Origin of the sequence: Kitasatospora sp. MMS16-BH015 (assembly GCF_002943525.1) — a bacterium.
Classification (GTDB): domain Bacteria; phylum Actinomycetota; class Actinomycetes; order Streptomycetales; family Streptomycetaceae; genus Kitasatospora.
Genome location: NZ_CP025394.1, coordinates 4,275,865 through 4,299,050, shown reverse-complemented (window position 1 = coordinate 4,299,050; position 23,186 = coordinate 4,275,865). Strand labels below are relative to the sequence as shown.

The window sequence follows — 23,186 nt, the reverse complement described above, 5'->3', positions numbered from 1 at the left end:
GCCGATAGCTGCACCCATTCGACGGACAGCGGGGTGGCGTGAGTTGACGGTTCATCAGTCTGTGCGATTCGGGTCGCCGGTGCGGGGCCGGTGCGCCGGGTCGGCCGGGCGCACCACCAGGGAGGAGCGGGTGCAGACCAGCCGGCCCTCCTGCGGGTAGGCGTGCCAGGTGCGCCAGAGCACGCGGTTCTGGTCACCGTGCGCGACCAGGGCGGTGAAGGCGCTCGGATCGCCCGGGAAGACCCCGGCCAGCGCGCGCGGGTGCCCCTCCACCAGGGCGAGCAGCTCCTGGGCGCGGGCCGCGAAGATGTGCGGCGGCAACTCCTCGATCCGGGCCGCGAACTCGTACTCCCAGCCCGCCACCTGCTTGGCGACCCGGGCGGGCAGTGGGGTCTGCCGGCCGGGCAGGCAGGCGACCGTCTCCAGGCACTCGCCCGGCCCGGCGGCGAGCACGACCTGGTGGGAGGCGCCGAGCAGGCGCAGCTGCAGGGTGCCGAGGGTGGCGCCGCCGCCACCGCTGGGCTCGGTGCCGGGGCAGTCGAGTCTCAGGTCCCGCACCGCGAGTGCGGGCAGCGGCTCGCCGCCCAGGCACCACGCCAAATCGCCGGCGCGGGTGTCCGTGTAGGAAGTCTCGAGTGTGGTGAGCATGCTGGGCTCCGCGTTTCAGCTCCGTACGCGCCCGTCGAACAGACTTCCGGCCCGGCAGTGGCGGGGCTGGTTCGAGACTGTGCGGCGGCTGGCGCGGCCGACCGTGGAAGGAAGGATTCCGGCTGGAGATTCAGCAGCAGAGAAGCACGAATTCTCCGGGTCCGTCAGGGATTTACCCATCTTCGTCGGGCTTTCACCAGTCTGGGCGTCGGCCTCGACAGGGTCTGATCACGCCGGTGAACGACTCTGTCCGCTGCGCGCCCCCAAAACCCGGGCGTGCGCCGTGCGCGCTGAGAGTGCGCGGGCGTGCTCCATCCGATGGATGGATGATGTGACGAGGTCTGGCGAACCGGGTCGGCCGGCTGATCGAGCTCCGGCGGCGGGTCTAGCTTGGTGTACGGAAGACGTACGGAAGACGCGCGACGGGCCCGGGGCTCCGCCGCGCCCCGGGGGCGCGTAGAGGGGGCCGGCGATGGAGCTCAGGCAGCTTCAGTACTTCGTCATGGTCGCGGAGGAGCTGCACTTCGGACGGGCGGCCGAGCGGCTGCACATCGTCCAGTCCACCGTGAGCCAGCAGGTGCGGCGGCTGGAGCGCGAGCTGGGCGTCTGTCTGTTCGACCGGTCCAGCCGGGTGGTCGCGCTCTCCTCGGCCGGGCGCCGGCTGCTGCCCCGGGCCCGCGCGGTGCTGGCCGCCGGGGACGCGCTCACCGCCGAGGCGCACGCGCTGGCCGCCCCGCTGGGCGACGCGCTGCTGCTCGGCACCGGCACCAGCCTGGGCAGCCGGCTCGACCTCTTCCTGGACGCGGTGGCCGCGCACGGCTCCGGTCTCAAGGTGCGGTTCACCAACCTGGACTGCGACGAGCGGATCGAGCAGGTGCGCACCGGCAAGCTGGACGGCGCCTTCCTGCGCGGCATCACCACCGTGCCGGGCCTACGGCTGCTCCGCCTCTGGGAGGACCGGCTGGTGGCCGCGCTGCCCGCCTGGCACCCGCTGGCCGAACAGTCGGCCGTCTCACTGGGCCAACTGCGTGACCTGCCGCTGCGGATCATCCCCCGGGAGCGGAACGCCGCACTCTACGACCTGGTGGTCACCGCCTGCGCCGAGGCCGGCTTCCGGCCGATCATCGGCCAGCCCTTCACCACCCAGCACGACACCTTCGCCGAGATGGCGATGGGCGAGGCCGCCTGGACGGTCTTCTACGCGGACAACACCGCCGCCGCCGTGACCCGCCGGATCGCCTTCCGCGAGTTCGCCGAGGGCGGGCCCACCGTCCCCGTCCGGCTGGCCGTCCGCGCCGACCTGCGGCCCGAGCGGCTGCGCCCGCTGGTGGCGGCCTGCCAGTCGGCCAGCGAGCTGCTGACCGGTGCCTCGGCGGGCTGAGGCGGCCCGCCCGGCCCGCCCGGCCCGCCCGGCCCGCCTGGCCCGCCTGACCGCCCTGGCCGGTCGTTTCGACCGTTCCGGCCGGGCTTGACCGGTCGCTTTGATCGGTCGAGTCGATCGATCGGCGGGTCGGCGGTCGGCTTTTCCGATTGATCGACGGGGACGATCGGTGCGAGCTCGAAGTGCTCGTTGATGGGCCGCTCCGCCGCTGGTGAAGTGGTGACGGGCCCAGGAAATCGTCCCCGCACCCGTACCTCCCGCCGACACCCCCCAGTCGAGGAGAAACCGATGCTCACCACCATTGATGTCACCCTGCGCGACGGCGGTTACCGGAACAACTTCTCCTTCCCCGAGGAGTACGCCCGCACCCACGCCGAGCTCAGCGCCCGTGCCGGGCTGGAGTGGGTCGAGATCGCCTACCGCAACGGCTCGTTCAAGCCGATCCCCGGGATCGGCCCGAGCGGGCGCGGCGAGGACGACTACATCCGGGCCTTCGCCGACCTGATCGGCCCGGACCGGGTGGGCATGATCCTGCACCCGAAGAACGTCGACCCGACCGACCTCGACCGGATGTATCGGGCGGGCGCCCGGCTGGTCCGGATCTGCCTCAACGCCGCCGAGTTCGGCGCCGGCGTGGACACCGTCCGTCGGGCCAAGGACCTCGGGTTCACCGTGGCGGTCAACTTCACCCGGGTCACCCAGCAGGACCGTCGCCAACTCGTGCACGCCGCCGCCGAGGTGGCCGATCTCGGTACCGACGTGATCTACCTGGCCGACTCCAACGGCAGCCTCACCCCGGACGAGACCAGGCGGCTGATCACCTCGGTGGGCCACGTGGTGCCCAGCGCGATCGGCCTGCACGCGCACAACAACCTCGGCCTGGCACTGGCCAATTCGATCGCCGCCGTGGAGGCGGGCGCGACCTGGATCGACGCCTCGGTGCTCGGCATGGGCAAGGGCCCGGGCAACCTGGCCACCGAGCAGTGGCTGGCCTACCTCACTCGCCGGGACGCCGGCACCGGCTACGACCTCGGCACCTCGCTCGCGCTGGCCGAGCGGCTGGCCGCCTCGGTGGCCGAATCCACCCCCGAACTCCCGCTGCCGGACCTGCTGTTGGGCTGGTTCGACCTCGCGGTGGAGCACCGGGCGGAGCTCGACGGGCACCAGATCGCCGACCAGTTCGCCGCGGCCGCCGTCCTCGCCCACGCGGTGCCGGTCGCGTGAGCGCCGCCCCCGTCACCACGCAGTTCGCCGCTCCCGACGGCGGCGGCGACAGCGGCAGCGGCACCCGGCACGCGGTGGTGCTCTCCCCGGCGATGGCGGTCTGGGACGAGGGCGCGTTCTTCGCCCCGGTGACCGAGCTGCTGCTCGCCGCCGGCTACCGGGTCACCGTCTGCGACACGCTCTCGCTGCTGGCCGGGGAGTCGGCCGGTGCATCGCTCGCCCGGATCGGGCAGGAGCCCGGCGCGGTGCTCCGCGGGCTCGCGGACCGCTGGGCGGCAGTGGTGGCGGGGCTCGGTCCGGTCGACCTGATCGGGGGTGCCGCCCTCGGCGGCGCCACCGCCCTGGCCCTGCTCTCCCGGCCCGAACTGCGGGCCCGGCCCGCCCTGCTGCTCTCCGCCCCCTGCCGGGCGGACGGCCTGCTGGACGCCCGGCTCGGCGAGATCGCCGCCCTGGCTGCCGATGGCCGGCTCGGCGCGGCGTACGGCTTGCTGGAGCGGTACGTGACTCCCGAGGGCGCCTCGGCCGGACCGGCGGTGCCGGCGGTGCGGGACGGGGCCGTGCCTTCGGCCGGGGCGGAGCGAATAGCCCAGGGTCTCGGCCTGCTGCGCGGCCTCGATCTCACCAAGTACGCGCATGAGTTGACCGGACGCCAGCTCCATCTCTACGGCGAAAGCTCGCAGTTGGTCGGCCTCCGGCACGCCGTGCCGGGCCGGCACCCCCAGATCAGCGCGGTCGCCGTCCCGGGAGCCGGGATGCGGCCGCAGTACGACAGCCCGGAGTTCGTCGCACGAGCCGTCCGGGAGTTCCTGGCAGCACTTGAGGGCCTCGAGGGAGTGGCACCGTGACACCAACCAAGAAGATCGCCGTCCTGCCGGGTGACGGCATCGGCCGCGAGGTCGTGGACGCCGCCCTGCCGGTGCTCGACGTGCTGGGTGCACCGGTGGAGCTGATCCACGGCGACCTCGGCTGGAAGTGCTGGCAGCGCGAGGGCGACCCCGTCCCGGCCCGCACCTGGGAGCTGCTCGCCGCCACCGACACCGCGCTGGTCGGCGCCGTCACCAGCAAGCCGCCGCGCGAGGCCGAGGCCGAGCTCGACCCCGCGCTGCGCGGTCGGGGCCTGCGGTACGTCTCACCGGTGGTCCAACTCCGCCAGCGGCTGGGCCTGTACGCCAACGTCCGCCCGGTGGAGAACCACCTGGGCCGGGGCCGCCCGTACCGGTTCGCGGTGATCCGGGAGAACACCGAGGGCCTGTACGCGGGCTTCGACTACGCCGGGGCGGCCTTGCCCGGCGAGCTCGGCACCCTGGTCGGCAGCCACCCCAACGCCGCCGCCAGCGGCCCCGGCGGCTCGGCCGTGAGCCTGCGGCTGCTCACCCGGTACGGCCTGGAGCAGCTGATCCGGTACGCCTTCGAGTACGCCCGGGCCAACGACCACACCCTGGTCACCTGGGCCGACAAGCCCAACGTGCTGCGGGAGAGCGGCCAGTTCGCCCGCGAGGTGTTGGAGCGGGTGGCCACCGAGTACCCCGGCATCACCGCCGAGGTGCAGAACGTGGACGCCGTCGCGCTCTGGCTGGTGCGCCGCCCCGAGCGGTTCGGCGTGATCGTGGCCGAGAACATGTACGGCGACATCCTCTCCGACCTCGGGGCCGGCGTGATGGGCGGCCTCGGGCTGGCCCCGAGCGGCAACATCGGTGCGGCCGGCAGCTACTTCGAGCCGGTGCACGGCAGCGCCCCGCACCTGGCCGGGCGGGACCGGGCCAACCCGGCCGCGATGATGCTCACCCTGGCGATGATGCTGGACCACCTGGGCCTGGCCGAGGCCGCCCGGGAGATCCCGCGGGCCGTCCGCTCGGTGCTGCGCCGCGGCGAGGTGCTCACCTACGACCTCGGCGGCTCGGCCGGCACCGCCGAGACGGCCGCCGCCGTGGTGGCCGCCTGCACCGACGACAGCCGGGAGCCCACCGCCGCCGTGCTCACCGTCGGCGACGAGCTGCTGAACGGCGACGTGGTGGACACCAACGCGAGCCAGGCCGGCAAGCTGCTGCGCACCCACGGCTTCCGCACCCGGGCCCGCCGCACGGTGGGCGACGGCGAGGCCGACATCTCCGGCGGGGTGGCCGAACTGCTCGGCCACGACCTGCTGGTGGTGATCGGCGGCCTCGGCCCGACCTCCGACGACCGCACCCGCCAGGGCGTGGCCCAGGCGCTCGGCCGGCCGCTGGACCACAGCGCCGAGGCCTGGGCGGCCGTGGTGGAGCGGCTGGAGCGGTTCGGCCTGGTGGTGCACCCCGACAACGAGCGGCAGGCGCTCTTCCCGGCCGGCAGCGAGCTGCTGCCGAACGAGAACGGCACCGCCTGGGGTTCGCTCACCGACCAGGACGGCACCAAGGTGGTGATGCTCCCCGGCCCGCCGAAGGAGTGCCTGCCGATGCTGCGCACCCTGCTGGAGCGGATCGCCCCCGCCAAGCCCCAGCCGGAGTGGCCGCGGTGGCGCACCATCGGGCTGATCGAGTCCGACGTGGCCGCCGCCGTGGACGAGGCGATCGCGGCCGAGGGAGTGGCCCGGCTCTCGCCCGCGTACCGCTGGACCTACCCCTACGTGGACATCTCGCTGCCCACCCGCACCCTCCCCGGCCTGGAGAAGCGGATCAGCGAGCTGCTCGACGGCCACGTGGTGAGCCGCCGCGGCCGCTCGGCCGGCGAGGAACTCGCCGAGCTGCTGGCCGGGTTGAGCACCGCGACGGTGGAGCTGGACGACCGGCTGACCGGGGGCAGGGCCGAGAAGCTGTTCGGCACGGCCCTGCGCCCCACCCAGGGCGCGGCGCACCCGGTCACCGTCCGGGCCTGGGCGGAGGGCGAGCAGCCCGAACCCGACCGCTGGACGGGCTCCTTGGCGATGCACTGCACCGTCGAGACGGTGGCCGGCCACCGTGACTACGCCCTGGTCGTGCCCCGACGTGGGCCCGAAGTCTTCGACTACGCCGCCGAGTTCGTGGCCTGGAGCGTGCTGCGCGGGCTGCGTTCGCTGTACACCCCGACGCTGGGAAAGGACCACTGATGAGCACCGTCGACCTTGCCGCCCACCCGGTCGCCACCGGGGTGTCGCGTGAGCGGCTCGCCCGCCTGGACACCGCCGCCCTCTCCGACGCGCTGGACAGCCTCGGCATCGCCGGAGTACTGCCGGGCCTGGCGGCCCGTGTCCCCGGAGCGGTGGCCTTCGGCCCCGCCTATACCGTCCGCTACCGGCCGGTGGCCGACCGGGCGGGCTTCCGCAACGCGGCCAACTACCTGGACGAGGTGCCCGCCGGGGCCGTCGTGGTGATCGACAACGGCGGCAGCCTGACCTGCACCAACTGGGGCTCACTGCTTACCGCGGTGGCCCGCTCCCGGGGTCTGGCGGGCACAGTCCTGCACGGCTCGGCCCGGGATCTGGCCGAGGTCCGGGAGCTGGGCTACCCGCTGCACAGCACCGGGGTGACCATGGTGAGCGGCAAGAACCGGGTCGAACTCGACCGGGTGCAGGTGGAGTTGGAGATCGGCGGCACCGCCGTCGCCCCCGGTGACCTGATCTTCGCCGACGACAACGGCGTGCTCTGCGTGCCGGCCGCGCGGCTGGCCGAGGTGGTCGACCGGGCCGAGCGGGTGGACGCCACCGAGCGCCGGATCCGGGCGGCCGTGGAGGCGGGCTCCCGGCTGGACGAGGCCCGGGCCGCCTACCGCTACGACCGCCCCTGGGAGGGGCTGGGCGCGGGCGCGGGCGCGGGCACTGGCGCGGGCACTGGCACTGGCGCGGCTTCGGGTTCGGAGGGGGTCGACGGTGTCCGGTGACCTCTACTCGCTGGGGCTCGGTCCCACCGACGGCCGTGGGCTCGGCGTCCCGGGCACTGCCGGCGCTGCTGGTCCGCGGCTCGCGGACGCCGCCTTCGTGGACGTGCACTACCACGCCGACCCGGACGCGTACCGCCGCCGCCACAGCGCCGTGGCGGCCGGGCGCCGGTACGCGGAGCACGGTGGCTGGGTGGTGCTCAAGAACCACCTCGGCTGCACCGCTGCCCAGGCCCGGGAGGCCCGGGAGCAGGGGCAGCCGGTCTCCGGCTCCACCGTCCTCAACAGCCCGGCCGGCGGGCTCGACCCGCAGGTGGTGCTGGGCAGTTACTACCGGCACGGGGACGGCGGCGGGGCCCGCTTGATCGTCCACCTGCCGACCGTCACCGGCCGGCCGCACACCAGCCGGCTGGCCCGCGACCCGGGCCACCCGCACCTGGCCGCGCACCCGATGCCGCCGCTCACCGTCTCCGAGGAGGACGGCCGGCTGCGTCCGGTGGTCCTCGAAATCCTGCGCATGGCAAAGGACTTGGACTTGGTCGTCTCCACCGGTCACGCCAGCGGAGACGAGGTGCGGCGCCTGGTGGACGCCGCGGTGGAGCTGGAGCTCCCGGCGTTGATGCTCAACCAGCCGGCCAGCCCGATGACCGGGCTGCGCTACCGCGACCTGGCCGAACTCGCCCTGGCCCCCATGGTCTACACCGAGCAGACGGCGCTCACCTACCTGCTCGGCTACCAGAGCGAGGAGGACTTCCGGCAGGTGCTCACCCTGCTGCCGCGCACCGTCTACAGCTCGGACCTCGGCCAGCCATCCCAGCCGGACGTGGCCGACTGGCTCGCGCTGAGCGCGAGTTGGTTCGCCCGCTTCGGTCTGGACCCGCAGCGCGTCCGCGAGATCACCCGCGACACCCCGGCCCAGCTGCTGGGGCTCGGAAAGGAGAACTCCGATGTCTAGCCAGGTAGTCGGCGCAGGCCCGCGGACTCCGTACGCGCTGCTGCTCTGCGTGCTGGTCTCGCTCAGCGCGGCCGGCCTGTTCGCCTCGGACGTCAACCTGCCGGGCATCCCGATCGCCGCGCACGCGCTCGGCGCCTCGCTCTCCTCGGTGCAGTGGACCTTCAGCGTCTTCATGATCGGCATCGCCTTCTCGCAGGCGGTCTACGGCCCGCTCTCCGACGCGTACGGCCGCAAGCCGGTGATCGTGGTCGGGCTCGGGCTGTTCACCGTCGCCTCGCTGCTCTGCGCGTCCTCCACCGACATCGCGGTGTTCACCGTGGGGCGCCTGCTCCAGGCGCTCGGCGCCGGGGCCGGCGTGGTGGTCGGGCGGGCCGTGATCAGCGACCTCTACGAGGAGAAGGCCGCCGCCCAGGTCTTCACCACGATCATGCCGATCGTCGGCATCTCGCCCTCGGTGGCCCCGCTGCTCGGTGGCTACCTCACCCAGTACGTCAGCTGGCGGGCGCCGTTCGTGGTCACCGCGGTCATCGGCCTGGCCACCCTGGTCACCGTGCTCGCCGCCATCCCCGAGACCCTCCCGCGCGAGCGCCGGGCCCGGCGGCTGGCCGCCACCATCAAGGTCTACCCGCAGCTGCTCCGCACCCCCCTGTTCTGGGCCTACACCGGCAACCTGGTGGTGGCGTACGGCGGTTACTTCGGCTACCTGGCGGTCTCGCCGCTGCTCTTCCAGCGGATGGGCCTGTCCACCGCCGCGACCAGCTACTGCTACATCACCGTCTCGGTGGCCTACGTGCTCGGCAACCTCTGGTCGCGCAAGCTGATCCGCACCCAGCCGGTGAACCGGCTGCTGCTGCGGGGCCACGCCTTCTTCCTCACCGGCGCCCTGCTCGTGCTCGCCCTGGGCCTCTCCGGCGCGGGCCGCCCCTGGGGCCTGCTGATCCTGCTCTTCATGCCGGTGATGACCCTCGGCAACGGCTTCCTCCTCCCCCTCTCGATGAGCGCCGGCGTCACCAACTTCCGCACCGTGGCCGGCTCCGCCTCCGGCCTGATGGGCGCCCTCCAACTCTCCGGCGCCTCCCTCGGCATCTTCATCGCCAGCCGCCTCCCCCAGGGCAACCTGGCCGGCCTCGGCTGGTTCGTCACCATCGCCGCCCTCCTCGGCGCCCTCCTCTTCACCTTCCTCACCCGCCGCCCGGCCACCCCGACCGCGACCCCGCTCACCCAGCCCACCGAGCCGGAGCGGCCGAAGGCGATGGCCTCCTGAGAGGTCGCGACACCACACCTGCCCCTGACCGCCGCGCCCCGGGAATTCCGGTGCACGGCGGTCCGGCTATGGACACCGAGCACGAAATGTGACTGGATGTCATGCGCGGTTTTCCGAGCACCGCGCTGCGGCCAACGCCTGGAGGGGGACGGGTGTCGATCGAGTTGCCCTCGGAATTCGTCTGGATCATGAATTTGATGGGCCTGAATTGGCCTGATGTGGACGAGGACGAGATGCGCGAATGGGCCGGGCACGTCCGCCAATTCGCGAAGGGGCTGACGGAGGCCCACGAAGGGACGGACTCACTGCTCCGCAACTCCGGCGAGGCGTACGACGGTGCCTCCTACGAGGCCCTGCTCGAACGCTGGGGCCAGGCCTCCACCGGCCACATGACCGTGCTGATCGACGGCTGCGGTGTGCTGGCAGCCGCTCTGGAGGTGGCCGCGGACGCGGTGATCGTGGCCAAGGGCGTGGTGATCGGCCAGCTGGTCGCGATGGCGGCCGAGCTGGCCGCCGCGGCTGCGGCAGCCGCGGTGACCTTCGGGGCGGCCGCCGCGGCCGAGGCCGCGATCGTGGAGGTCGGCAAGCGGATCGTGAACGCCGTGCTCCAGCAGATCGAGAGCGAGATCATCGGCCGGCTCGTCTCCACTGCGGTCGAGCCCTTTCAGCAGGCCATCGGCAACGCGGTCTCCGGCCTGGTGTTCCACGGGGTCGAGGCGGCGCTGGGTGACGGGGGTGGGCGATGAGCAAGGGATTCCGGGCCAACCGGTCCGCACTGAGCCAGGCGGCCGGCCGGGCGCACGAGCACGCGGCCACCGTCGAGCGGCACTCGCGGGACCTGGACACGGCAACCCGGGGCAAGGTGCTGGGGAGGGGCAAGCTGGGGCAGATCGTCGACAAGGCCGTCCGGCCGGTGCTCGACTCGATGATCAGTGACATGTCGAAGGCGATGGCCGGTGGCCATCGGTCGATCGGGCACGGCCTCGAGATCACCAAGAAGAACCTGGACGAAGCCGAGGGCGCCGTCCACCGCAGTCTCCAGAACAATGCCACCTCCCTGGCGAAGGAGGGCGTCAAGAACCTCGAACCAGGCCAGTCCGTGCCGGGCCGGAAGGCCCTGCGGCAGCTCTACCACCGTCGGATCGACGAGCGGGTGGAGGAGCTGCGCTCCCAGGGCCACGGCGTGGGCCGTCACCTCGACGTGACGGACCAGCAGCTCAAGGACCGCCTGGGCACGCCGGTGATGGAGGGGCCGCAGCACAACCGCACGGTCGCCAAGGACCCGAACACCGGCTACGTGCGGTCCACCGACAAGGTCGACCCGCTGCACGGGCCGCCCGGCACCCCGGGACGGCCGACCCCGCCGGACCTCTACTACGACGCCGAGAAGGGCCCGCCGAACCGGCACCGGTGCGAGTCCTACTCCACGGCGTTCAAGGACAACGAGTCGTACGTCTATGCCGACGAGTACGCACGCTCCCGACTGGACCCGAGCTGGCCGGGCCGTCAAGTGGTGGAGTTCGCCCCGAGCGATGCCTGGGGACCGGGCGGGCACACCGGGAAGTTCCGTGGCTATTACATCGATCCGGACCAGCCGTTCGACCACAACGGTGCGGTGAATTACAAGGAGGTCAACTTCAAGAACGCCACCGTGAAGGCGGTCTACGAGCCGGACGGAAACGGCGGGTTCAAGCTCCACACGATGTTCCCGGAGCCAGTTTTCAAGCACAACAGGTCGCGACATCAAGGGATATGATGGCGCGACTCGGCTGATGGTGACGATCGACCCGATGGCGGTGATTTCCGATGGGCTGGACGGCGTGGGACATTCCGGGCTGGCACGACGATCCGAGGCTCCGGGAGTTCTACAAGAACGCCTTCCACCCCGAGCTGATCGACGACATCGGGGTGTACCGGGCGGAGGCACGGGCGGAGGACGATCACGCCGCGCGCCTGCGCGTCAGCCTCGACTACCTGCTCGAACGACGGCCCGCCTCCGTCAAGGAATGGTGGAGCCTCACCCGGTACTCCTTCCGGTCCGAGGACGAGCTCTATGCGTACCTCCAGGAACTGCACGACCACTTCTATGGGGGCCGGGCCGAGGCGCCGATCGCCCCCTGAGGGAGCCGCATGCCCACCAGAGACGAACTTCCGCCGCGCACCGGCCCGTGGGCGACGCGCTTCGATTCCGAAGAGGCCCTCGTCCAGGCCGAGGACGCCCTCCGCGCGGCCGCGCTCAAGGACCACGATCTCGCCCCGATCCTGCCGTTCGAGGCGGTCTACGGTCCGTTCCTGAATTGCCTGGGCAAGGCCACCGCGATCGCCATCGACCCGGCGGAGCCGTACGGATCCGATGGTGAAATCAACTACGTGCGTGGGGATTTCCTCACCCTCGGCCTGTTGTACGGCGTCTACCGTCCGGCGGAGGGTGTGGGTGCGGCTGGCCCAGCGGAGGAGGACGACCTCCTGAACACCACGCTCTACCCGTACCCCGGCGGGGTCGTCGACGCCACCACCGTCCCGCTCGCCGACCTCGGCCTGGACGTGCCGGGCGTGGATCGGCGGTTCGTGCACTTCTGCGCGGGGTTGCTCGGCGTCGAGGCGGTGGACGACCTGGGTCTGCTGCGCGGCACCTTCGACTCGGCCTGGCCCGACTACCGTGAGACCGTCCGGGCCGGGCTGCTGCACCTGGCCCGGCGCCCGCCCGCCGTCGACCGGTGGGCCGCCCTCACCCACGTGCGGTTCGCCGACGAGCGGGAACTAGCCGGCTACCTCGCCCAGGTCTACGCCTACCTCTTCGACGGCTTCGAGGCGATGCCCCTGGCGCCGCAGTGACGACGTTGCCCCGGCACGGACGGGGATGCGCCGCCGCGCCGGCGCGCCGCTTGTCCGGGTGGGCGAGGCCCGCGCGGAAGCGGGAAGTGCGCTGGTCCGGCGGCCGGCGGGCCTGGTGGGTTCGCGCGGTGAACCTCGCCGACCTGACGCTCGGATGGGTCCCCGGCGCCTGAGGTCCGACATCTGCCCCGGGGCCCGATCCCTTGCTGCCGGCCGGCCTCAGCTGCTCCGCAGCTTCGCGAGTCGTTCGACGGCCTCCTGCAACACGGAATCCTGCTTGCAGAAGGTGAATCGCACGTGGCTGCGGCCGGCTTCGGTGTTGTCGTAGAAGACGGCGTTGGGGATGGCGACCACGCCGCAGCGGGTGGGGAGGGCGCGGCAGAAGTCGATGCCGTCCTGCTCGCCGAGGGGGGTGATGTCGGTGGTGATGAAGTAGGTGCCCTGGGGCTCGAAGACGTGGAAGCCGGCGGCGGTCAGGCCCGCGGAGAGCAGGTCGCGCTTGCGGGTGAGGTCGGCGCGGAAGGTGTCGAAGTAGGAGTCGGGCAGGCGCAGGGCCTCGGCGACGGCGTACTGGAAGGGGCCGGCGCTGACGAAGGTGAGGTACTGCTTGGCGGTGCGGACGGCGGCGACCAGCTCGGGGCGGGCGGTGACCCAGCCGACCTTCCAGCCGGTGAAGGAGAAGGTCTTGCCGGCCGAGGAGATCGAAACGGTGCGCTCGCGCATGCCGGGGAGGGCGGCGAGCGGGTGGTGGGTGCCGGCGAAGACCAGGTGTTCGTAGACCTCGTCGGTGACGACCAACAGGTCGTGCTCGACGGCGAGTTCGGCGATCACGCGCAGTTCGTCGGGGCTCAGGACGGTGCCGGTGGGGTTGTGCGGGGTGTTGAGCAGGAGCAGGCGGGTGCGCGGGGTGATCAGGGAGCGCAGCTCGTCCAGGTCGGGGCGGAAGTCGGGGGCGCGGAGGGTGAGCGGCACGCGCTCGGCCCCGGCCATCGCGATGCAGGCCGCGTAGGAGTCGTAGAACGGCTCGAAGGCGATGACCTCGTCGCCGGGTTCGAGCAGGGCGAGCAGGGTGGCGGCGATCGCCTCGGTGGCACCGGCCGTGACCAGCACCTCGGTGTCCGGGTCGTAGCTCAACCCGTAGAAGCGCTGCTGGTGTTCGGCGATGGCCTGGCGCAGCTCGGGGATGCCGGGCCCCGGCGGGTACTGGTTGCCCTTGCCCTCGCGCAGTGCCCGGACGGCCGCCTCCCGGACCTCCTCCGGCCCGTCGGTGTCCGGGAAGCCCTGCCCCAGGTTGATCGACCCGGTGGCGACGGCCAGTGCGGACATCTCCGCGAAGATCGTCGTACCCATCCCCGCCAGTCGGCGGTTCAGCAGCGGCCTCGCACCCATCAACGGCTCCTCACGGCTCGGCACGGCAACGGCGCTGTGCTCAGCGATCGTGCCCATCATCTGGGGCGGGCCGGGTCGCGACAAGTGTGAACCGCCCGGTCGGGGCGGGCCGGTCAGCCGCCGGCGATGCGGCGGTCGCGGCGCTTGCGGCGGATCGAGGCGACGTAGGTGATCAGGGAGACGGCGATGATGGCGATGCTCACGCCGAGGAGCACGCGGTCGACGTCGGAGATCTGGGTCAGCGCGAAGGCGAGGCTCGCGAGGACGATGCAGATCCCCAGGCCCTTGAGGGAATTCATTTGAGCTTCCTGCTCATTTCCAGGCGGAGACGCGAGTCACGTAGGACTTCACGATGGAGGACAGCAGCCAATAGGTCCGGACCACGGTGTAGACCAATTCCGGAATGAGCGAGGCTTCGACCAGCATCGCCTTCCAGCCGAGGTTCCGTACCCGAAGTGCCGGATAGACGATCCAGAATCCGACCAGGGCCCAGAAGAGCGGCTGGTGGGAGACGCCGTGCCGGGCGAGCAGCCAGAGTTGGCCGGTGCCCCAGGTCAGTACGTAGATGCCGCCGAGCAGGCCGAGGATCAGGGTGGTGATCGAGTGCCAGGTGAACTTCGTCCAGCCCCGGTTGCGCAGGGTGTCGACGGTGCCGCGGCTCCAGCGCTCGCGCTGCTGGATGAGCTCGCGCAGGGTCGGCATCAGGTCGGTGTAGGCGATGCAGAGCTGGTTGGCGGTGACCTTCCAGCCAGACTCCTTGAGCGCCAGGGTGGTCTCGTAGTCCTCGACCAGGTTGCGGTGGTCCTCCCAGAAGACCTCGCCGCGCCAGTCGATCAGGCTCTGCAGGGCCTCGGCCCGGTAGAACGAGCCGGCGCCGGACATGGTGTGCACGTCGCGGCGGTAGCGGGAGTTGGCGGCGCGGCCGTACTCGATGATCTGCATGCCGAGCAGGTAGCGCTGCCAGGGGCTGCGCCAGAGGTCGGTCCGGCCCAGGCAGGCGGCGCTGACGCCGCCGATCTCGGGGCCGGAGGAGATCACGTTGCGCGCCCGCTCGATGAACTTGGGGTGCAGCTCGGTGTCGGCGTCCATCACCAGGACGTGCCGGACGGCGCCGGTGAGCCGGCCGCCGACGGCCTGGCGGAGCCAGTCGAGGCCGTGGTTGAGCGCCCCGGCCTTCTTGTGCGGGTTCTCCGGGAGGTTGAGCACCACGGTGGCCGGCGTCCGCGGGTCATCGGCGAACTGCTGGGCGAACTGCTCGGTGCGGTCGGTGGAGTTGTTGACCACCACGATGATCAGGTCGGGGCGGCGGCTCTGGGCGGCCAGCGAGTTCAGCGAGGTGAGCACCCCGGCCTCCTCGTTCCGCGCCGGGACCAGGATCACCGTGTCGTAGTGCGCGGTGCTCCCCGGCTCGACCAGGGCGGTACGGCCTCTCCGGTGCCGGCTGCGCGCCGCCTGGGACGCGTCGCTGCGCGTGGCCCGGGCCCGCTCGCGGCGCGCAGTGGTGCCTGCCAAGGTCTCTCTCCCCGTGATTCATCTGCGATGGCCTCCACAGGATCAGGTGGACCTCCGGCGGGCTGTGATCCCGGAGTTGAACGAGGGTGACCCGAATCGTGAACAGTGCGTGGACTGTGGTTTGGCAAAACGCAGCAATTCGGACAGGAGCTGGTAATCCGGGCCCCGGAGTGGTGGATAGTCGTGAAACCGCAGCCGCCGCGTGCCAGTGCGTTTTCCCGTAGGAGAGACAGTGAGCCGCCCTCGTCAACAACCCCGCCGCAGTACTTCGCTCGTGTTCAAACTGTTCTTGGTGCTGTCCGTTCTCGCGGGCACGGGCGCGGGCTTCTACACCCGGTGGCATTCCTCCGCGGCCACCGGTGCGGTCGGGGGGGCGGCGGCGGCGCCGGTGCGGCGGAGAGCGACCCGATCGCGGTGAACTACCGCACCGACGCGCCCGCCACCGGCGGGGTGGCCCGGGCCTGGCTGGAGGTCTTCAACACCTCCAAGCAGCCGGTGCCGCTGAGCGACGTCACCGTGCGGTACTACTTCAGCGCCGCGGCCGGAGCCGCCTACGGCACCAACTGCGTTCAGGCGCACGCTGGTTGCTCCAACCTGGTGGAGCAGATCACCGCCCTGCCCGCCCCCGTCCAGGGCGCCACCCACTACCTCCAGCTGACCTTCACCGGCGGCGCCGGCACGCTGGCCCCGGGCGCCTCCACCCAGGAGTTCGGCCTCCAGCTCTACCGGCTCGACCACCAGGCGCTGAACCAGGCCGCCGACCACTCCTACGACGCCAAGGCCACCAAGCCGGAGGCCGCCAAGCTGGTGACGGCCTACCTCAAGGGCAAGCTGGTCTGGGGCCACGAGCCGGCCGGGTCCGCCGGCCCGGGCGCGGGCGCGGGCACGGGTGCGGCGGCTGCGGCGCCGCCCGCCGGCGTGCTGTTCGACAACTTCCACTACAGCGGCGCCGACGACCCGGCGCTCGCCGCGCACGGCTGGACGGTCCGCACCGACGGCGGCGGCCCCGGCATCAAGGACACCTGGACGACGGCGGGCGTCACCTTCCCCGCCGAGCAGGGCGCCCAGGGCGGGCAGACGATGCAGCTGCGGATGACCACCGACGGCACCAAGCAGGGCACCCAGCAGTCCGAGATCCAGGGCAGCCCGGACGTCTTCACCGGCACCCTGGCGGCCCGGGTCTACCTCGCGGACAAGCCCACCAGCGGCAAGACCGGCGACCACCTCAACGAGTCGTTCTACGCGATCTCGCCGGACAACCACTCGTCGAACTACAGCGAGCTCGACTACGAGTACATGCCCAACGGCGGCTGGGGCTCCTCCTCGCCCGACCTGGACACCACCAGCTGGCGCAGTGCGAAGCAGGGCGACCGCACCACCCACGCCACCAAGGAGCACCTGGGCGGCTGGCACACCATGCTGATCACCGCGCTGAACGACAAGGTCACGTACTCGATCGACGGCCGCGAGCTGTTCAGCCACGACGGCGAGTACTACCCCCGGGAGCGGATGGGCGTGCACTTCAGCGCCTGGGTCATCGACCTGCCGTTCACCGGGCCGCGCACCTGGGACATGAAGGTCAACTGGGTGTACTACCGCTCCGGCCAGGCGCTCTCCGCGGCGGACGTGCAGAAGGACGTGGACGGCCTCTACGCCTCCGGGACCAACTACGTGAACACCGTCCCGCCGAAGTAGGCCCGAGGGGCCCGCGGTGGCCCCGCTCGGACGCACGAGAGCCCGCCCTGCCGACCGGCAGGGCGGGCTCTCGTCACACCTGGGGGAGGGTTCAGCCCTCCTCGGGGGCCTCGCCCTCGGCGGGGCCGCCCTCCTCGCCCTCGATGTCCTTCTGGAGGCCGAGGCGCTCGACGATCCACTGCTCGAAGCCGACGGCCGCCTGGGTCCAGTTGGCGACGGTGGTGACGAAGTAGTCCAGCGAGACGCCGGTGCCCACGATCATCTGGGCCTCGCCGATCAGGCGGACCACGCCGTCCTCGTGGGTGTGGGTGTAGACCTTGGGCCAGAGGGTCTCGCGGTTCCACTCGTCGATCAGGTCGAGGATCTCGTGCTTGTCCTCGAGCGGGTACGAGCGGTCGTAGAACGCGCGGACCGCGAAGAGCTCCTTCTGCTCGCCGCGGAACATGTAGTAGACCCGGAAGCCGTCCCAGGGGGCGGTGAGGTCGCCCTCCTCGTCGACCAGGTGCTTGAGCTGCATCTGGTTGAGCAGCTGGGCCACCAGTGCCTGGTCCGGACGGACGACCGGCGGCGGGCCGGCCGGGCCACCACCGGGCTGGCCGCCCTGCGGGGGCTGCGGCAGACCGAAGGAGGGGATGGACGACGGGTCGATGCTCATGGGAGGTCCTTCTGGTTCTCAGTGCACAACAAGGGTGGCTGGGACTCAGGGGCCGCCCTTCCACGTCTCCATCCTGCCTCATCGAGCGCCCCGGACACAGGGGCTCCCCGGCGGCTGCCCGGAAGATCCGGAAGCCGCCGCCCACCGGGAGCCCCCATGGGGTGTCGCCGCGGTGCCGCTCAGGCCTCGGACGGCTCGGAGGAGGGCGTGGACCGGACGGTCAGCCGGTCCTCCGCCTGGTCCTGCTCGACCACCACGGTGTCCCCGTCCCGGACGGCGCCGGAGAGGATCGCCTTGGCCAGCTGGTCGCCGATCGCCGACTGCACCAGCCGCCGCAGCGGCCGGGCGCCGTAGGCCGGGTCGTAGCCGGTCAGCGCCAGCCAGTCCCGGGCGGCCGGGGTGACCTCCAGGGTCAGCCGGCGCTCCCGCAGCCGGTCGGCCAGCCGGGCGACCTGCAGGTCGACGATCCGGCTGAGCTCCTCGGTGCCCAGCGGGTCGAAGACCACGATGTCGTCCAGCCGGTTGAGGAACTCGGGCTTGAACGCGGTGCGGACGGTCTCCAGCACCAAGTCCCGCTTGCGGCCCTGCTCGATCGCCGGGTCGACCAGGTAGTGGCTGCCCAGGTTGGAGGTGAGGATCAGGATCGCGTTCCGGAAGTCCACCGTGCGGCCCTGGCCGTCGGTGAGCCGGCCGTCGTCCAGCACCTGGAGCAGCACGTCGAACACCTCGGGGTGGGCCTTCTCCACCTCGTCGAGCAGCACCACGCTGTACGGGCGGCGCCGGACGGCCTCGGTGAGCTGGCCGCCCTCCTCGTAGCCGACGTACCCGGGCGGGGCGCCGACCAGGCGGGCGACGGAGTGCTTCTCGCCGTACTCGCTCATGTCGATCCGGACCATGGCCCGCTCGTCGTCGAAGAGGAAGTCGGCCAGGGCCTTGGCGAGTTCGGTCTTGCCGACACCGGTCGGGCCGAGGAAGAGGAAGGAGCCGGTCGGCCGGTCCGGGTCGGCGATGCCCGAGCGGGTGCGCCGCACCGCGTCCGAGACGGCCTGCACGGCCTCGCTCTGGCCGATCAGGCGGCGGCCCAACTCCTCCTCCATGCGCAGGAGTTTGGCGCTCTCGCCCTCCAGTAGGCGGCCGGCCGGGATGCCCGACCAGGCGCTCACCACGTCGGCCACGTCGTCCGGGCCGACCTCCTCCTTGACCATCGACTCGGTGGCGTCCTCGTCTGCGGCGCGCTGCTGCGCCTCGGCCAACTCCCGCTCGGCGGCCGGGATCTCGGCGTACATCAGCTTGGAGGCGCGCTCGAAGTCGCCGTCGCGCTGGGCGCGTTCGAGCGCGCTCTGCAGCTCGTCCAGGCGCTCCTTGAGCTCGCCGACCCTGTTGAGGCTCTTCTTCTCCTGCTCCCAGCGGGCGTTGAGCCCGTTGAGGGTCTCCTGCTTGTCGGCCAGGTCCCGGCGCAGCCGGGCCAGCCGCTCGACCGAGGCCGGGTCGGACTCCTTCTCCAGGGCCAGCTCCTCCATCCGCAACCGGTCGACGGCGCGCTGGAGTTGGTCGATCTCGACCGGGGAGGAGTCGATCTCCATCCGGAGCCGGGAGGCCGCCTCGTCGATCAGGTCGATCGCCTTGTCGGGCAGGAAGCGGGAGGTGATGTACCGGTCGGAGAGGGTCGCGGCGGCGACCAGGGCCGCGTCCGAGATCTGCACGTGGTGGTGCGCCTCGTACCGGCCCTTGAGGCCGCGCAGGATGGCGATGGTGTCCTCGACGCTGGGCTCGCCGACCAGCACCTGCTGGAAGCGGCGCTCCAGGGCCGGGTCCTTCTCGATCCGCTCGCGGTACTCGTCCAGCGTGGTGGCGCCGACCATCCGCAGCTCGCCGCGGGCCAGCATCGGCTTGAGCATGTTGCCCGCGTCCATCGCGGAGTCGCCGCCGGCGCCCGCGCCGACCATGGTGTGCAGCTCGTCGATGAAGGTGATCACCTGGCCGTCGCTGGACTTGATGTCGTTGAGCACCGCCTTGAGGCGCTCCTCGAACTCGCCCCGGTACTTCGCCCCGGCGACCATCGCGCCCAGGTCGAGCGAGACCAGCCGCTTGCCGCGCAGCGAGGTCGGCACGTCGCCCGCGACGATCCGCTGGGCCAGGCCCTCGACCACGGCCGTCTTGCCGACGCCGGGGTCGCCGATCAGCACCGGGTTGTTCTTGGTGCGGCGGGAGAGCACCTGGACCACCCGGCGGATCTCCTGGTCACGGCCGATCACCGGGTCGAGCTTGCCCTCGCGGGCGGCCTGGGTGAGGTCGGTGCCGTACTTCTCCAGCGCCTTGTAGGTGCCCTCCGGGTCGGGGGAGGTGACCCGGGCGCTGCCGCGCACCTCGGTGAAGGCGGCGAGCAGGGCCTTCGGCGTGGCGCCGTGCCGGCCCAGCAGCTCGGCCACCGCGCCGCCCTCGGCGGCCAGGCCGACCAGCAGGTGCTCGGTGGAGAGGTACTGGTCGTCCAGCTTCTCCGCCTCCTTGCCCGCCTCGGCGAGCACGGCCAGGGTGTCGCGGGCCAGCTGCGGCGCCGCCACGGTGGAGCCCTGGGCGGCCGGCAGGGCCTTGAGCTGGTGCCGGGCGGCGGCGGTGACGGCGGCCGGATCGGCGCCGGCCGCCTCCAGCAGCGGGCGGGTGATCCCCTCGGGCTGCTCGAGCAGCGCCAGCAGGATGTGCACCGGCTTGACGTCCGGGTTTCCTGCGGCGCTCGCCTGCCGGATCGCGGCGGACAGGGCGTCCTGCGTCTTGCTGGTGAACTTGCTGGCGTCCACGGGTGTGCGGCCTCCTCGGCTCTCGCTGACTGTTGCTTCTACCAGTATGCAGGAAGTTGAGTGAACATGGCTCAACTTTACGAAGAAGGTTTTCGCGGGGGTGGCCGGTGGGGTCAGCCGTGGTTGCTCACCCCCGACGGGTGAGCCGGCGGGTCAGGCCGAGCAGCTCGCGGGCCGGGCCCGCCGGGCGCTGGCCGGCCGGCCAGACGGCGCGCAGCGGGCGGTGCAGATCGATGCCCTCCACCGGGACCTCGACCAGCCGCCGGGTGGCCAGCTCCTCCATCACCGCCAGCTCGCTCAGGCAGACCGGCCCGGCGCCGGTCATCGCGGCGGCCTTGAGCGCCGTGGAGGAGGCCAGCTCCAGCCGGGGTGTGGCGGTGCCGCCGTACGGGGCGAGCGCCCGGTCCAGCACCTCGCGGGTGCCCGAGCCCGGCTCGCGCACCACCATCGGGGTCTCGGCCAGCTGGCGGCCGGTGAGCGGAGTCCGCCGCCGGGCCCACGGGTGGCCCGGGCCGACCACGACCACCAGCCGGTCGGCCGCGACCACCGCGCCGGAGAGGCCGGGCGGGGTGCCCGGGCCCTCGACGAAGCCGAGGTCGGCGTCGCCGGCCAGTACGTGCGCCGCGACGTCGGCGGAGTTGGCCGTGCGCAGCGTCACCGCCGTCTCCGGGCTGGCCTCGTGCAGGGCCAGCAGCCAGCCGGGCATCAGGTACTCGGCCACCGTCAGGCTGGCCACCACCCGCAGCCGGGTGTCCCGGTGCTCGCGCAGCGCGTCGATCCCGGCGTCCAGCGAACGGGCCGCCTCCACCACGTTCCGGGCCCACTCGACCACCAGCCGCCCGGCCTGGGTGGGCTGCGAGCCGCGCGGCGAGCGCTCCAGCAGCGGCACCCCGATCTGCCGTTCCATCCCCTTGATCCGCGCGCTCGCGGCCGGCTGGCTCACCCCGAGCTCGGCCGCCGCCCGGCCGACGCTGCCCAGCCGCGCCACCGCGAGCAGCAGCTCCAGCGCACCGAGCTCCGGCACCCGGGCGGAGAGGGCCGGCGGGGGCCGGTGCGGGCTCTCGAACCGGAGCGGGGTGGCACTGCTGCGGGCCCGCCGGCCCGGGGGTGGGCCCGCAGCGCCGCCGCCAGGTGGGTTGCCGGGCAGGTTGCTGCGTGAGTTACCAGGTGGGTTGCCAGGCAGGTTGCCGGGTGAGGTGCCGTGCGGGCTGCCGGCTCCGCCGGAGGCATCGGGTGGGCTTGTGGGGGTGGCGCCGGTCATAGGGTCAGGCTATGTCTCCATAGCTCCGAGCGCGCTACCGGGCGCGGTGCGCGCGGCGCAGGGTGGAGACATGGCCACCGTCACCGCACCCAGCACCACCGCCGGCACCCCCGGCGCCACCCTCACCGGCTTCCGGCTCGACCTCGGGCAGCTCGGCCCCAACTGGTACGCCGCCGTGATGGGCACCGCGATCACCGCCAACGGCGCGGCCGCGCTGCCGCTGCACCTGCCGGGGCTGATCGGCTTCGCCCAGCTGGTGTGGGCGCTCTCGCTGGCCATGCTGCTCACCCTGGTGGCCGGCCGGGCCGTGCACTTCCTCCGACACCGCGAGTCGGCCCGCGCCATGCTGCTCGACAACCCCGCCACCGCCGTGTTCTACGGCTGTCCGCCGATGGCCCTGCTGGCTGTGGGCTACGGCACGCTGGCCGTCGGTGCCCCGTTGATCGGCAGCTCGGCCGCCGTCGCGATCGACGCCGTGCTCTGGACCGTCGGCACCGTCTACGCCGTGGTGGTGGCCGCCGGCATCCCCTTCCTGATGCTCACCCGGCACCGGCTCTCCGCCCTGGAGGCCAACCCCACCTGGGCCCTGCCCGCCGTCGCCCCGGTGGTGGCCGGCGCCCTCGGCCCCGCCCTGGTGCCCCACCTCCCGGAGGGCGCCGCCCGGGCCGGGATGTTCTACGCCTGCCTCGCCCTGCTCGGCGCCGGCCTGATCGGCACCCTGGTGATGCTGCCGATCGTCTTCACCGGCCTGGTGCACAGCAAGCTGCCCAGCCTGGTGCTGACCCCTTCGCTCTTCCTGGTGCTCGGCCCGCTGGGCCAGTCCACCACCGCCGTCAACCAGCTCGCCGACGCCGCCAAGCTGGCCGCCCCCGACCTGGCCACCACCGTGCTGCACCTCGCCGTCCTGTACGGCGTCGTGGTGATGGGCTTCGCCCTGCTCTGGCTGGCGGTGGCCGCCGTCGCCAACCTGCGGGCCTGGCGCGCCGAGATGCCCTTCGCGATGACCTGGTGGGCCTTCACCTTCCCGGTGGGCACCATGGTGACCGGCGCGGCCGGCCTGGCCCGCCACACCGGCTTCGGCCCGATCGGCGGTCTGGCGGTGGGGCTCTGGGTGCTCCTGGTCCTCGCCTGGGGCGTCGCCTCCGTCCGCACGGTGGCGGCGGTGGCCGACGGGCGACTGCTGCGCTGAGCCCTCCTCGGGCGGGAAACGGAATTCCGCCCCCGTGCTTTCCCTGCCGGATTCCGCATTCCGGAAACCCGGAAACCGACCCTCCAGTCGGCGAACTGCCAGCTCGGAGCCGTGATCGCGCCGGGGTGGGGGGAAATGCGCTGCATGTTCGTGCAACTGCGGGAACCTGCACCTGGGCGACCCTTGTTTCGCACCGCGCCGCGCTGTGAAGGTGGGATCACGCCGAGTCGCCCGGGCAGCACAGCCCGGCGGCGGGTGGTCGGCTCCTCGCTGTGGGGGAGGTCGGTGCGTCGGCACCGACCACCACGGGGGAGGGGAGCCCCCGGACAGGACGCCATGTGTGGTGACGGCCCCCGTTCCGGAGTCGGTGAGGTGCCGCTGCTCCACCTCCCCGAGGACCACCCGCCCGGCGTAGCACCGACGGTTCCCCGGGCCCCGACCCGCTCCCCGCGAGGCCGGGTCCCGGGGGATCCGTCGCAGGCCGGGGGCCGGCGCGACATCCCGGGCGGCGAATCCTTGAGATCATGCTCGGGAGTCGTACGGGAAACCGAAAGG

20 protein-coding genes are annotated in these 23,186 nt (G+C 72.4%); 13 read left to right on the top strand and 7 right to left on the bottom strand.

Features of this window, described 5'->3' with window-relative positions; genetic code table 11:
• Window positions 1–54 precede the first annotated feature (54 nt).
• Window positions 55–648 carry a DUF2617 family protein gene (locus tag CFP65_RS18610; protein ID WP_104817168.1) on the bottom strand — a complete coding sequence of 198 codons (594 nt, stop codon included), beginning with the start codon at window positions 646–648 and terminating at the stop codon, window positions 55–57.
• A 472-nt stretch (window positions 649–1,120) separates the two neighbouring features.
• Here CFP65_RS18610 and CFP65_RS18605 point away from each other — a divergent pair, with 472 nt between their 5' ends.
• The 11 genes from CFP65_RS18605 (at window position 1,121) to CFP65_RS18555 (ending at window position 12,135) form a co-directional block, all read left to right on the top strand.
• On the top strand, window positions 1,121–2,029 hold the full coding sequence (locus CFP65_RS18605) for a LysR family transcriptional regulator (RefSeq protein WP_104817167.1): 909 nt from the start codon (window positions 1,121–1,123) through the stop codon (window positions 2,027–2,029).
• Window positions 2,030–2,317: 288 nt separating this feature from the next.
• Window positions 2,318–3,253 (top strand): 3-hydroxy-3-methylglutaryl-CoA lyase, encoded by a 936-nt coding sequence (locus CFP65_RS18600; protein ID WP_158702238.1) that lies wholly within the window; start codon window positions 2,318–2,320, stop codon window positions 3,251–3,253.
• Window positions 3,250–4,098: an alpha/beta fold hydrolase gene (locus tag CFP65_RS18595; RefSeq protein ID WP_104817165.1), complete on the top strand. Its 849-nt coding sequence runs from the start codon at window positions 3,250–3,252 to the stop codon at window positions 4,096–4,098. The genes CFP65_RS18600 and CFP65_RS18595 overlap by 4 nt, the downstream gene beginning before the upstream one ends.
• A complete protein-coding gene (locus CFP65_RS18590; RefSeq protein ID WP_104817164.1) occupies window positions 4,095–6,314 on the top strand; it encodes an isocitrate/isopropylmalate family dehydrogenase in 2,220 nt (739 codons plus the stop codon). The genes CFP65_RS18595 and CFP65_RS18590 overlap by 4 nt, the downstream gene beginning before the upstream one ends.
• Window positions 6,314–7,084 (top strand): RraA family protein, encoded by a 771-nt coding sequence (locus CFP65_RS40010; RefSeq protein ID WP_104817163.1) that lies wholly within the window; start codon window positions 6,314–6,316, stop codon window positions 7,082–7,084. The genes CFP65_RS18590 and CFP65_RS40010 overlap by 1 nt, the downstream gene beginning before the upstream one ends.
• Complete coding sequence (locus CFP65_RS40005) at window positions 7,074–8,036, top strand: DUF6282 family protein (RefSeq protein WP_254552450.1); 963 nt, start codon at window positions 7,074–7,076, stop codon at window positions 8,034–8,036. Before CFP65_RS40010 ends, CFP65_RS40005 begins: the two co-directional genes overlap by 11 nt.
• A complete protein-coding gene (locus tag CFP65_RS18575) occupies window positions 8,029–9,300 on the top strand; it encodes a multidrug effflux MFS transporter (protein WP_104817162.1) in 1,272 nt (423 codons plus the stop codon). The genes CFP65_RS40005 and CFP65_RS18575 overlap by 8 nt, the downstream gene beginning before the upstream one ends.
• A gap of 197 nt (window positions 9,301–9,497) precedes the next feature.
• Window positions 9,498–10,046 (top strand): hypothetical protein, encoded by a 549-nt coding sequence (locus CFP65_RS39025; protein ID WP_158702237.1) that lies wholly within the window; start codon window positions 9,498–9,500, stop codon window positions 10,044–10,046.
• On the top strand, window positions 10,043–11,056 hold the full coding sequence (locus tag CFP65_RS18565; protein ID WP_104817160.1) for a hypothetical protein: 1,014 nt from the start codon (window positions 10,043–10,045) through the stop codon (window positions 11,054–11,056). The genes CFP65_RS39025 and CFP65_RS18565 overlap by 4 nt, the downstream gene beginning before the upstream one ends.
• A 50-nt stretch (window positions 11,057–11,106) precedes the next feature.
• Complete coding sequence (locus CFP65_RS18560) at window positions 11,107–11,421, top strand: hypothetical protein (protein WP_104817159.1); 315 nt, start codon at window positions 11,107–11,109, stop codon at window positions 11,419–11,421.
• A gap of 9 nt (window positions 11,422–11,430) precedes the next feature.
• Window positions 11,431–12,135, top strand: coding sequence for a hypothetical protein (locus tag CFP65_RS18555; protein ID WP_104817158.1), 705 nt, complete (start codon window positions 11,431–11,433; stop codon window positions 12,133–12,135).
• A gap of 219 nt (window positions 12,136–12,354) precedes the next feature.
• Here CFP65_RS18555 and CFP65_RS18550 read toward each other — a convergent pair whose 3' ends face one another.
• The 3 genes from CFP65_RS18550 to CFP65_RS18540 form a co-directional block, all read right to left on the bottom strand.
• Window positions 12,355–13,524 (bottom strand): pyridoxal phosphate-dependent aminotransferase, encoded by a 1,170-nt coding sequence (locus tag CFP65_RS18550; protein ID WP_104817157.1) that lies wholly within the window; start codon window positions 13,522–13,524, stop codon window positions 12,355–12,357.
• A gap of 113 nt (window positions 13,525–13,637) precedes the next feature.
• Complete coding sequence (locus CFP65_RS18545; RefSeq protein WP_104817156.1) at window positions 13,638–13,823, bottom strand: hypothetical protein; 186 nt, start codon at window positions 13,821–13,823, stop codon at window positions 13,638–13,640.
• 13 nt (window positions 13,824–13,836) lie between these two features.
• Window positions 13,837–15,036 carry a glycosyltransferase family 2 protein gene (locus CFP65_RS18540; RefSeq protein ID WP_158702236.1) on the bottom strand — a complete coding sequence of 400 codons (1,200 nt, stop codon included), beginning with the start codon at window positions 15,034–15,036 and terminating at the stop codon, window positions 13,837–13,839.
• 336 nt (window positions 15,037–15,372) lie between these two features.
• On the opposite strand from CFP65_RS18540, the gene CFP65_RS18535 reads away from it, so the two are divergent.
• On the top strand, window positions 15,373–16,731 hold the full coding sequence (locus CFP65_RS18535) for a cellulose binding domain-containing protein (RefSeq protein WP_158702235.1): 1,359 nt from the start codon (window positions 15,373–15,375) through the stop codon (window positions 16,729–16,731).
• A gap of 91 nt (window positions 16,732–16,822) precedes the next feature.
• Here CFP65_RS18535 and CFP65_RS18530 read toward each other — a convergent pair whose 3' ends face one another.
• The 3 genes from CFP65_RS18530 to CFP65_RS18520 form a co-directional block, all read right to left on the bottom strand.
• Window positions 16,823–17,386 (bottom strand): YbjN domain-containing protein, encoded by a 564-nt coding sequence (locus CFP65_RS18530; protein ID WP_104817153.1) that lies wholly within the window; start codon window positions 17,384–17,386, stop codon window positions 16,823–16,825.
• Between the two features lie 179 nt (window positions 17,387–17,565).
• The gene (gene clpB, locus CFP65_RS18525) at window positions 17,566–20,181 is read right to left on the bottom strand and encodes an ATP-dependent chaperone ClpB (protein WP_104817152.1); all 2,616 of its coding nucleotides are present in this window, start codon (window positions 20,179–20,181) and stop codon (window positions 17,566–17,568) included.
• A 127-nt stretch (window positions 20,182–20,308) separates the two neighbouring features.
• Window positions 20,309–21,442, bottom strand: a complete 1,134-nt coding sequence (locus tag CFP65_RS18520; protein WP_254552449.1) for a LysR family transcriptional regulator — start codon at window positions 21,440–21,442, stop codon at window positions 20,309–20,311.
• 70 nt (window positions 21,443–21,512) lie between these two features.
• Between CFP65_RS18520 and CFP65_RS18515 the strand changes: the two genes are divergently transcribed.
• Window positions 21,513–22,631, top strand: a complete 1,119-nt coding sequence (locus CFP65_RS18515; RefSeq protein WP_104817150.1) for a TDT family transporter — start codon at window positions 21,513–21,515, stop codon at window positions 22,629–22,631.
• Window positions 22,632–23,186 lie beyond the last annotated feature (555 nt).

Bases quoted from the DNA above. Each gene is read 5' to 3' on its own strand.
- CFP65_RS18520 (WP_254552449.1), bottom strand. From the start codon at position 21,442: ATGACCGGCGCCACCCCCACAAGCCCACCCGATGCCTCCGGCGGAGCC.
- CFP65_RS18610 (WP_104817168.1), bottom strand. From the start codon at position 648: ATGCTCACCACACTCGAGACTTCCTACACGGACACCCGCGCCGGCGAT.
- CFP65_RS18560 (WP_104817159.1), top strand. From the start codon at position 11,107: ATGGGCTGGACGGCGTGGGACATTCCGGGCTGGCACGACGATCCGAGG.
- CFP65_RS18575 (WP_104817162.1), top strand. From the start codon at position 8,029: ATGTCTAGCCAGGTAGTCGGCGCAGGCCCGCGGACTCCGTACGCGCTG.
- CFP65_RS39025 (WP_158702237.1), top strand. From the start codon at position 9,498: ATGGGCCTGAATTGGCCTGATGTGGACGAGGACGAGATGCGCGAATGG.
- CFP65_RS18530 (WP_104817153.1), bottom strand. From the start codon at position 17,386: ATGAGCATCGACCCGTCGTCCATCCCCTCCTTCGGTCTGCCGCAGCCC.
- CFP65_RS18545 (WP_104817156.1), bottom strand. From the start codon at position 13,823: ATGAATTCCCTCAAGGGCCTGGGGATCTGCATCGTCCTCGCGAGCCTC.
- CFP65_RS18605 (WP_104817167.1), top strand. From the start codon at position 1,121: ATGGAGCTCAGGCAGCTTCAGTACTTCGTCATGGTCGCGGAGGAGCTG.
- CFP65_RS18600 (WP_158702238.1), top strand. From the start codon at position 2,318: ATGCTCACCACCATTGATGTCACCCTGCGCGACGGCGGTTACCGGAAC.
- CFP65_RS18550 (WP_104817157.1), bottom strand. From the start codon at position 13,524: ATGGGTGCGAGGCCGCTGCTGAACCGCCGACTGGCGGGGATGGGTACG.
- CFP65_RS18515 (WP_104817150.1), top strand. From the start codon at position 21,513: ATGGCCACCGTCACCGCACCCAGCACCACCGCCGGCACCCCCGGCGCC.
- CFP65_RS18555 (WP_104817158.1), top strand. From the start codon at position 11,431: ATGCCCACCAGAGACGAACTTCCGCCGCGCACCGGCCCGTGGGCGACG.
- CFP65_RS18565 (WP_104817160.1), top strand. From the start codon at position 10,043: ATGAGCAAGGGATTCCGGGCCAACCGGTCCGCACTGAGCCAGGCGGCC.
- CFP65_RS40010 (WP_104817163.1), top strand. From the start codon at position 6,314: ATGAGCACCGTCGACCTTGCCGCCCACCCGGTCGCCACCGGGGTGTCG.